The sequence below is a fragment of the Dietzia sp. E1 genome, from assembly GCF_014145015.1.
GTDB classification, from domain to species: domain Bacteria; phylum Actinomycetota; class Actinomycetes; order Mycobacteriales; family Mycobacteriaceae; genus Dietzia; species Dietzia cinnamea_A.
Genome location: NZ_JAALDU010000171.1, coordinates 1 through 8725 on the forward strand (window position 1 = coordinate 1; position 8725 = coordinate 8725).

The window sequence follows — 8725 nt, forward strand, 5'->3', positions numbered from 1 at the left end:
CCTATCCGCCGTCGCCGACCGCACGCCCGGTTACGTGGCGGGCGACATGCGGGCGCTGACCCGCGAGGCGGCCCTGCGCGCGGCCGCCCGTGCCGCCGACGGCACCGACAGCGGCACCGACGGCACGGGAGCCGCGGACGACGCCCTCTCCGGCGCCCGCCTCGAGCAGGAGGACCTCCTCGGCGCTATCAGCGTGATCCGGCCGCTCTCCCGCTCGGGGACGGAGGAGCTGAGCCTGGGCTCGATCACGCTCGACGACGTCGGCGACATGGAGGAGGTGCGTCAGGCGCTCACCGAGACGGTACTGTGGCCGCTGCAGCACCGCGAGTCCTTCGAGCGCCTCGGCGTGCAGCCACCGCGGGGCGTCCTGCTGTACGGCCCGCCCGGCTGCGGCAAGACGTTCGTGGTCCGTGCACTCGCGGCGAGCGGGCGGCTGACCGTACACATGGTCAAGGGCGCCGAGCTCATGGACAAGTGGGTCGGGTCGTCGGAGAAGGCTGTCCGCGACCTGTTCCGCAAAGCCCGCGACTCGGCGCCGTCCCTGGTGTTCCTCGACGAGATCGACGCGCTCGCCCCACGTCGCGGCCAGACCGGCGACTCCGGCGTGGGCGACCGCGTCGTTGCCGCGCTGCTCACCGAGCTCGACGGCGCCGAACCGCTGGGCGACGTCGTCATCCTCGGCGCCACCAACCGGCCCGAGCTCATCGATCCCGCGTTGCTCCGCCCCGGGCGGCTCGAGCGACTGGTGTTCGTCCCGCCGCCGGACGCGGAGGCCCGCGCCGACATCCTGCGCGCGGCTGGCCGTGACGTCCCGCTGGCCGACGACGTCGACCTGGACGAGCTCGCCGCCGACCTCGACGGCTACTCCGCCGCCGACTGCGCGGCCCTGCTGCGTGAATCGGCGTTGACCGCGATGCGCCGGGACATCGACGCGGCCGAGGTCACCGCCGACGACGTGGCCCGCGCGCGCATCGCCGTGCGGCCGTCGCTCGACCCCGACCAGGTCGAGAACCTGCGGCTCTACGCGGAGCGGCGCGCCGACTGAGCGGGCCCGGGACCCCGAGGCGTCGGCCACACGGGCTTGCCGGGTCCGCGGGCGGCAGCTTATGGTGGGCGGCATGCGGACACTTCTCGTAGTAACCGGACGTAACGGGGCCTGACAGACCGGCACCCCCGTTGCGTGGTTGCTCTTTCTCCGTCGGTCATCCTCACCGACGTCGAGAAGCGAGAACACCATGAACGCCCCCGCGCACCACCTCCCCAGCGCCATCAACGGCCGCACCACCCGCAGCGCCGGCTCCGATGCCACCACCGCCCGCGACGCCGAGACGCCCTGCCCCTTCGCCGAACGCTTCGGGCGGCGCATGCCCCGCGGATTCGCCGAGGAGGCGGCCGGGATGGACTGGCGGGCCCTCGTCGACACCTACGCCCCCTCGTCCGACCACTTCCACCTGGCCGATTTCTCGCGGCGCCCGCTCGGTCGTGGGATCACCGCCTACGAGGCGATCCTGGCCACCCGCACCGCCGACGACGCGCCCGGAGACTTCCGCGCTCACCGTCTCACCACCGAGTCCTGTGGCGACCTCACGGCGATGTCGGAGATGCTGAGCCGGGTCGGCGCGCCCGCCGAGATCGAGCGGTTCCACCAGTACGAGGGGCGCGGGTTCGACGAGGCGACGTCGTCGTGGTGCACCATCCTGCGAGCGACGAGCGGCAGGCGCGAGACGTGGGCACTCGGCTTCGGCCAGACCGCGGCGGAGGCGTCCATCTCCGCGCTGCTCAGCGCAGCGACCCGTCTTCACCTGCGGTGAAAGCGGCTCGAAACGCTGTTCTGTAAAGTAAGCGCAGTAACCACGCCCCGGTCGACACCGGTCGCCCGCCCCCTCCCGGCGGGTCCATCCGCATGTCGTCGTCCGATCGACGTAAGGAGAGGAGCCGCCGGTGATCGTGATCCTCGCGGCTCATGCCGTGGCCGCCCTGATCGCGATCCCACTGGTGCTGAGGCTCGGACGCCGCGCCTTCCCTCTCCTGGCCCTCGTCCCCGCCGCCGGCGCGGTATGGGTGGCCGCCAATCTCGACCGCGTTCCCACGGAAACCGTCCAGTGGGCGCCCGCCATCCACCTGACCCTGGACCTGCGGATGGACGCGCTCTCCGCGCTGATGTCCCTCATCGCGCTGGGCGTGGGCGCGCTCGTGCTGTTCTACTGCACCTGGTATTTCGACGACACCGAGCCCCGCCTGCACCTGTTCGCGGCGGAGATGGTCGCGTTCGCTGGTGTGATGTTCGGCCTGGTCGTGGCCGACAACATGGTCCTGCTGTACATCTTCTGGGAGATCACGTCCGTCCTGAGCTTCCTCCTCGTCGGCCACTACGCCGAGCGGGCGACGTCCCGCCGCGCGGCCACGCAGGCGCTGCTCGTCACCACCCTGGGCGGCCTGGCGATGCTGGTGGGCATGATCATCCTGGCCCAGGAGGCCGGGACCTACCTGCTCAGCGAGATCGTCGCGACCCCGCCGTCCGGCACCCTCGTGCACTGGGCGCTCGCCCTGGTGATCGTCGGCGCGACGAGTAAATCCGCCATCGCCCCCCTGCATTTCTGGCTGCCGGGAGCCATGTCCGCGCCCACCCCCGTGAGCGCGTACCTGCATTCCGCGGCGATGGTCAAAGCCGGCGTCTTCCTCATCGCCGCCTTCAGCCCCGGCCTCTCCGGATCGTCCACCTGGCAGCTGCCGCTCATCGTTCTCGGTCTGGTCTCGCTGCTCATGGCCGGGTGGCGGGCGCTCCGCGAGACCGACCTCAAGCTGGTCCTCGCCTTCGGCACCGTCTCGCAGCTGGGGTTCCTGCTGGTTCTGGTGGGCATCGGCTCGCGGGACACGATGCTCGCCGGGCTCACCATGCTGCTGGCACACTCGCTGTTCAAGTCCGCGCTGTTCATGGCCGTCGGCGTCATCGACAAGGCCACCGGCACCCGGGAGATCCGCGAGCTGTCCGGTCTGGGCCGCAAGAGCCCCGCGCTCGCCCTCTTCTTCGCCCTCGCCGCCGCCTCGATGGCCGGCCTGCCGCCCTTCCTCGGGTTCGTCGGCAAAGAGTCCGCGTTCGCCACCACGCTGACGGAGGAGCGGCTGCACGGTATGCCGGCGCTCGTCGTCACCGCAGGCCTGGTCGCCGGCTCGGTGCTCACCTTCTCCTACACCGCCCGACTGGTCATGGGCGCCTTCCGCTCCAAACCGTTCTTCCCCGACGGGACCAGCCCCGCGGTGGCCGGGTCGAAGCCGATCAGCCCGTTCTTCCTCTCGGTCCCCGCCCTCCTCTCCGTCGCCGGCCTCCTGCTCGGTGTGTGGTCGGCACCCGTCGAGGAACTGCTCACCCGGTTCGTCGACGTGGCGTTCCCGCCCGGCAGCCCCTGGGCCGGTGCCGAGCCCTACCACCTCGGACTGTGGCACGGCGTCGGCGTCCCGCTAGCCCTCACGGTGGTCGTGTACGTCCTCGGCACCCTGCTCTACGTCGCGCAGCGGACGGTCGAACGGATGCAGTTCGAGACCCCCGCTCTGGGCAACGCGGACCGCATCTACGACGCCGTCCTGCGCTTCTTCGACCTCCTGTCGCTGCGCCTGACCGCCAGCATCCAGCGCGGCTCCCTCCCGCTGACCCTGGGCATCATCCTGTTCACGCTCGTGGTGTTCCCCTTCGCGTCCCTGCTGGTCGGTACGCGCGAGGGGCTGCGGATGGAACTGTCGGCCAACCCGGTCGTGTTGTTCGTCATGATCCCCATGACCGTCGCCGCCGTGGCCGCCACCGTCCTGCGCAACCGCCTCGCCGCGGTCATCTGCATGTCGGTGACCGGTTACGGCGTCGCCGTGATCTTCGCCTTCCACGGCGCCCCGGACCTCGCGCTGACCCAGGCCCTGGTCGAGACCCTCATGATGGTCGCATTCGTCCTGGTTCTGCGCACGATGCCCGCCGAGGTGCCCCTGTCCGACGGTTTCCGCCGGCTGCGGGCCTGGCTCGGCATCGGGGTGGGCCTCCTCGTCGTCATCGTCGGCGCGTACGCCATCAACGCACGTCAGCACCCGGCCGTGTCCACGGTCTTCCCGGACATCGCCTACCAGATCGGCAACGGCGCCAACGCCGTCAACGTCACCCTCGTCGACATCCGCGCCTGGGACACCCTCGGCGAGATCACCGTGCTACTGGTCGCCGCGACCGGTGTGGCGAGCCTCGTCTTCCGCAACCGTCGCTACGGCTCCGGGCCGCGCATCGCCGACGCCGACAAGACCCGCTCCGGCCGGCGCGGGATCGAGGCGGCCCGCATCGTCATCGAGGCACCGGGGGCCTCGCCCGGCCGGTGGCTGGTCGGCGCGACCGTGCGCGACCCCCGCGCCCGCTCGCTCGTCCTCGAGGTCACCACCCGGCTCATCTTCCCCACGATGATGATCCTGAGCCTGTTCTTCTTCTTCGCCGGCCACAACAACCCCGGCGGCGGCTTCGCCGGCGGTCTGGTCGCGGGTCTCGCGCTCGTGCTGCGCTACATCGCGGGTGGCCGCTACGAGCTCGGCGAGGCCGTCCCGATCGACGCCGGACGGATCCTCGGAGCCGGCCTGCTCCTGGCCGCCGGCACCGCCGCCGCCTCGATGGTCCTCGGAGCGCCGCCGCTGTCCAGCGCCACTTTCGAGTGGACGCTGCCGGTGTTCGGCGACGTCAAGCTCGTCACGGCACTGTTCTTCGACGCGGGCGTGTACCTCATCGTCGTCGGCCTGGTCCTCGACATACTCCGCAGCCTCGGGGCGCGACTCGACCTCGATGCCGAGGACCTCGAGGAGCTGCGGGCCGTCTACGTCGACGCCACCGACTCGCCCTCCACCGCAGCCCTACGCCGCGTCCCCGGTGTCGACGGCCAGGCGCCGCGGTCCGACCTGGCCGCCCGCCGTGCCGCCCGCCTCGAGGCCGCCGAGAACCAGGGCACCACTCCCCGGGGGATGCCATGACCGCCGACTTCGCACTACTACTCATGGCCGGTGTCCTCAGTGCCACCGGCGTCTACCTGCTGCTCGAACGCGCGATCATCAAGATCCTGCTCGGCATCATGATCCTGTCGAACGGCGTCAACCTGCTCATCCTCGCCGCGGGCGGGCCCCCGGGTAACCCGCCCATCCGGGACCGGTCGTGGGGCGACAACACCGTCGACTCGGATCCGCTGTCCCAGGCGATGATCCTCACCGCGATCGTCATCACCGCCGGCGTGGGGGCGTTCATCCTGGCACTGGCGTACCGCTCGTACCAGTTCACCACCGTGGACGAGGTCGCCGACGACGCCGAGGACACCAAGATCGCCCAGCGCTCCCCCACCGACGCGTGGTCCGCACCGGACCGCGACGCCTCGGACGACCAGACGACGGGCCAACCCACCGAACTCGGCGACCACGTGGACTACGACGACGAGGACCTCGAGGAGGCCGAGGCCGAAGCCGAGGCCCGGGCGGAAGCCCGCGCGGAGGCCAGGGCGAGAGCCGAGGCCGAGGCGCGGAGAGTCGACCGACGTGAGAGGCGGTACAAGAAGGCCGGGAAGGAGGAGGATCTGTGATCTCTCCCGACCTCTTCGGGTACCTCATCCCCTCCGTCGTCCTCGCACCGCTGCTCGCGGCAGCGCTGTGCCTGGTGGTCTCGCGCCGGCCCCGGGTCCAGAACATCATCACGATCACCACCCTCACCGGTCTGCTGATCGTCTCGGGCGTCCTGCTCGTGCTCACCGACTCGCACGGCATGCACACGGTGCAGGTGGGCGGATGGGACGCCCCCGTCGGCATCACCCTGGTCGCCGATCGGCTCAGCGCCCTCATGCTCTGCGTGTCCGCCATCGTGCTGCTGACGGTCATCATCTACGCCGTCGGGCAAGGTGTCCGTGACGGCGACGGCGACCAGCCCACCTCGATCTTCCTGCCCACCTACCTCGCGCTGGCCGCCGGGCTCAACGCCGCCTTCATCGCGGGCGACCTGTTCAACCTGTTCGTCGGCTTCGAGATGTTGCTGGCCGCCTCGTACGTGCTGCTCACACTCGGCGCCAGCCAGGAACGGGTCCGCGCGGGCGTGTCGTACACCGTCGTGTCGATGGTCTCGTCGATGGTCTTCCTGCTGGGCATCGCGCTGACCTATTCGGCTGTGGGCACCCTCAACCTGGCCCAGCTGGCCACGCGCATGGTCGAGGTGCCGGAAGGGCTGCGCAACACCATCTTCGCCGTGTTCCTCGTGGCGTTCGGCATCAAGGCCGCCGTCTTCCCGCTCTCGACCTGGCTGCCCGACTCGTACCCGACCGCGCCCGCCCCGGTCACCGCCGTGTTCGCCGGCCTGCTCACGAAGGTCGGTGTGTACGCGATCATCCGCTTCCACACCCTCGTGTTCCCCGGGGGAGGGATGGACGGGGTTCTGCTCGTCGCGGGCCTGCTGACGATGGTCGTGGGTATCCTCGGCGCGATCGCACAGTCCGACATCAAGCGGATCCTGTCCTTCACGCTGGTCAGTCACATCGGCTACATGATCTTCGGCATCGCGCTGTCCAGCGAGTCCGGGCTCAGCGCGGCGATCTACTACGTCGGCCACCACATCATCGTCCAGACCACCCTCTTCCTCGTCGTCGGTCTCATCGAACGCCAGGCCGGGTCGTCGTCCCTCCGCCGGTTGGGGTCTCTCGGTGTGGCCAGCCCGGTCCTCGCGGTCACGTTCCTCATCCCGGCGCTCAACCTCGGCGGCATCCCGCCGTTCTCCGGGTTCATCGGCAAGCTCGCGGTGGTCCAGGCCGGCGCCGAGGAAGGCGGAGCCCTGATGTGGGTGCTCATCGCCGGCGCGATGGTCACCAGCCTGTTGACGCTCTACGTGGTCGCGCGCGTGTGGTCCAAGGCGTTCTGGCGGCCGCGGGCCGACGCCCCCGAGGGCGCCCTCGCGCTCGCGCGGCCGCTGTCCCTGCTCCCGTCCGACGAGTACGTCGAGTTCGACGAGCGCGAGGAGGTCGGCAAGATGCCCTGGAGCATGCTGGCCCCGACCTGGGCACTCATCGTGGTCTCGCTGCTCATGACGGTGTTCGCGGGACCCCTGCTCGAGGTCACCGACGGCGCCGCCGCCACCCTGCGCGAACGGACCGAGTACCTGTACACCGTTCCCACCGACGGGTCGCCCGAGCGGTACGTCGGCTCCGTGACGGGGGTGCGCTGACATGGCACGCAAGGTCTCACTCGACCCGCGGGTCCTCGGCGCCCGCACCTTCATGACACTGTGGCTGGCCGTCGCGTGGGTGCTGCTGTGGGGCACCGTGGAGATCGGGACCATCGTCTCCGGCCTGCTCGTGGCGACCCTGGTGATGGTCGTCCTGCCCCTCCCCCGCGTCCCCGTCGAGGGCCTGCTGCGGCCACTGTCCACCGCGTGGCTCGTGCTGGTCGTGGCCTTCTACCTGATCCGCTCGTCGTTGGTCGTCGCATGGCTCTCGATCCGGCCGAAGCCGCCGCCCCGGTCCGCGGTGCTGCGGGCGCCGATGCGGCTGAAGTCCGATTTCACCCTCGCCCTCGCGGTGAACACCCTCAACCTGCTGCCCGGCGGCATCGTGGTCCGCGTCGACCCCGTGGCCCGCTACGTGTACGTCCACGTCCTGGACGCCGGCACCGACGAGGCCGTGGAGCAGTTCCGCCGCCAGACCGCGCACGTGGAGAAGCTCTACCTCCGCGCCTTCGAGCGGGACGAGGACTGGAAGCCGAGCCCCGAGCACTACTCGGCCCCCGCAGACAGCGCCCCGAGCGCCGCGGACACCGCCGTGCCCGAGGAACCGGTGGATCCCGCCGGCGTCGCGGACCCGGCGAATCCCGACGACGCCGGGCCGTCCGGCTCAGGAGTCGCTGACGGCCACGAGCAGAGCGCTGATGGCGCGGAGAGCACCGACGGCGAGAAGAAGCCATACGACCCCGGCACGAAAGAGGAGGGACCCTGGTGAGCGTCGCACTCGTCCTCTGGATCCTCGCCATCATCGCGCTGACGGCCGCGATGTTCACCACCATGATCCGTCTGGTCGGCGGTCCGGGCACCCTCGACCGGCTCATCTCGCTCGACACGCTGGTCGCCGTCGCGCAGGGCGGCATCGGCGTCTACATCGCGTGGACCAAGGACACCACGCCGGCGGCAGCACTGGTCGCGCTCGCCCTGGTCGCGTTCCTGGGCTCGGTGTCCGTGGCAAGGTTCCGTGTCCGCGACAACGTCGGCACCCCCGAGGAGGCCATCACATGAGCGACGACTTCGTCGAGATCATCTCCGCCCTGTTCGTCCTCGCCGGGGCGCTGCTGACGCTGTGCAGCGCCATCGGCCTCGCCCGGTTCCGCGACACTCTCAGCCGCATGCACCCGGCGGCCAAGCCGCAGGTCCTCGGGCTCGTGCTCATCCTGATCGGCGCGGGTATCCGCGTCTTCCCGAACATCGACCTCGGGATGCTCGTGCTGGCCGGCATCGTGGCCGTGTGCGCCGCGCCCGTGATCGCCAACCGCGTGGGAAACCTCGCCTACCGCGAGAGCGTCCAGGACGGCACCATCACCCACGAGGCGCCCGTGCTCGAGAAGTACACCGGCCCCGGAATCGACGGCCGCGGACCCCTCTGACCGCCGCGTGCGCCGGGCGCCGGGCCCTCCATCGACAAGAGCGGCGCCGGGACTGACCGCCGGGCCCGCGCCGGGCCTCGTCGCGGCTGAGCCCCGC

8 protein-coding genes are annotated in these 8725 nt (G+C 70.8%); all 8 read left to right on the forward strand.

From position 1 onward, the window contains the following. On the forward strand, positions 1-1045 hold a 1045-nt coding region (locus G6030_RS07025; protein WP_182642636.1), incomplete at its 5' end, for an AAA family ATPase. Positions 1046-1235: 190 nt separating this feature from the next. Next, complete coding sequence (locus G6030_RS07030) at positions 1236-1811, forward strand: hypothetical protein (protein WP_182642637.1); 576 nt, start codon at positions 1236-1238, stop codon at positions 1809-1811. 130 nt (positions 1812-1941) lie between these two features. Continuing rightward, on the forward strand, positions 1942-4986 hold the full coding sequence (locus G6030_RS07035) for a Na+/H+ antiporter subunit A (protein ID WP_182642638.1): 3045 nt from the start codon (positions 1942-1944) through the stop codon (positions 4984-4986). Continuing rightward, positions 4983-5582, forward strand: coding sequence for a Na(+)/H(+) antiporter subunit C (locus G6030_RS07040; protein WP_182642639.1), 600 nt, complete (start codon positions 4983-4985; stop codon positions 5580-5582). Before G6030_RS07035 ends, G6030_RS07040 begins: the two co-directional genes overlap by 4 nt. Continuing rightward, on the forward strand, positions 5579-7204 hold the full coding sequence (locus G6030_RS07045) for a Na+/H+ antiporter subunit D (protein WP_182642640.1): 1626 nt from the start codon (positions 5579-5581) through the stop codon (positions 7202-7204). The genes G6030_RS07040 and G6030_RS07045 overlap by 4 nt, the downstream gene beginning before the upstream one ends. A gap of 1 nt (position 7205) precedes the next feature. Continuing rightward, on the forward strand, positions 7206-7973 hold the full coding sequence (locus tag G6030_RS07050) for a Na+/H+ antiporter subunit E (protein ID WP_182642641.1): 768 nt from the start codon (positions 7206-7208) through the stop codon (positions 7971-7973). Next, positions 7970-8263 (forward strand): monovalent cation/H+ antiporter complex subunit F, encoded by a 294-nt coding sequence (locus tag G6030_RS07055; protein WP_182642642.1) that lies wholly within the window; start codon positions 7970-7972, stop codon positions 8261-8263. Before G6030_RS07050 ends, G6030_RS07055 begins: the two co-directional genes overlap by 4 nt. Then, on the forward strand, positions 8260-8628 hold the full coding sequence (locus G6030_RS07060) for a monovalent cation/H(+) antiporter subunit G (RefSeq protein WP_007627885.1): 369 nt from the start codon (positions 8260-8262) through the stop codon (positions 8626-8628). Before G6030_RS07055 ends, G6030_RS07060 begins: the two co-directional genes overlap by 4 nt. The last annotated feature ends 97 nt before the right edge of the window (positions 8629-8725 follow it).